At 66.1% G+C, this 927-nt stretch carries 1 protein-coding gene; it reads right to left on the reverse strand.

What is annotated here, in order from left to right; all coding sequences use genetic code 11:
• Positions 1 to 817 (reverse strand): type VI secretion system Vgr family protein (locus HW578_RS28135; RefSeq protein WP_304621655.1); only part of this gene is annotated, 817 nt, incomplete at its 3' end.
• Positions 818 to 927: the final 110 nt, after the last annotated feature.

Below are 927 nucleotides of genomic sequence, written 5' to 3' on the forward strand. Positions count from 1 at the left end.
CCGGAAGCGATGTTGCCCTGGCCGTCTGGCCCCGCCTACGCTCCGCTCCGGCAGGGCCAGACGGCCAAGCCAGAACACGGGCCAAGTCTCTCATAGCTCGTGGATCCCTGATCGGGGGCAGCTCAGCGTGGCTGCGCGTCAGCCCGATCGCTACCGACTCGTTCTTCGCGACAGCTTCGGTCCGGTTCTCACCGATGGTGATGGTCTCGTTCTTCACCACCGTCTCGGTCCGGTTGCCGCCGACCGTGATCTTCTCGTCGTTCTTGATGTCGGTCGTGCGGTTGCCGGTGCCCTTGCCGCCGACCCGGCGCGTCTCGTCGTTCTCGACCAAGCTGTCGAGGTCCTTCTCCGCATGGAGGTAGACCTGCTCCGAGCCCTTCTTGTCCTCGAAGCGGATCTCGTTGGAGCCGCCGCCGCCCTTGGAGGAATTGGACTTGATGCCCGACTGCGTCTTGTTGGCCGGCAGTGCATAGGGCACCGGGTTCTCGGCATTGTAGACGCGCCCGGTGACGATCGGCCGGTCGGGGTCGCCCTCGAGGAAGTCGACGATCACCTCCTGCCCGATGCGCGGGATGTCGATCTCGCCCCAGTTCTTGCCGGCCCAGCCCTGCGAGACGCGGATCCAGCAGGAGGAATTCTCGTTCTTCTGGCCGAGCCGGTCCCAGTGGAGATCCCTGCGAAACGCCTTGCTGAGCGACAGATGGGCTGATTCGCTGAGCCTGGTGATGGCAGTTGTGAGGCGGAGATGGGTCAGCGTCGGATCGGACAGGCGAGCTTGGCGGAGGCGCTTCTGCCGGTATGGGCGGGTTCCAATCATCGTCTGGACTGCATTGTCGGCCTGATCGACTGGGCGCCGATGGAGCGCCTGCTGGCGCCGCTGCGCGCACCCACCGGCCGGCCCGGCTACCCGCCGCTGGCGCTGTTCCG

Source organism: Roseomonas rosulenta, assembly GCF_016106005.1.
In the GTDB taxonomy this organism is placed as follows: Bacteria; Pseudomonadota; Alphaproteobacteria; order Acetobacterales; family Acetobacteraceae; genus Neoroseomonas; species Neoroseomonas rosulenta.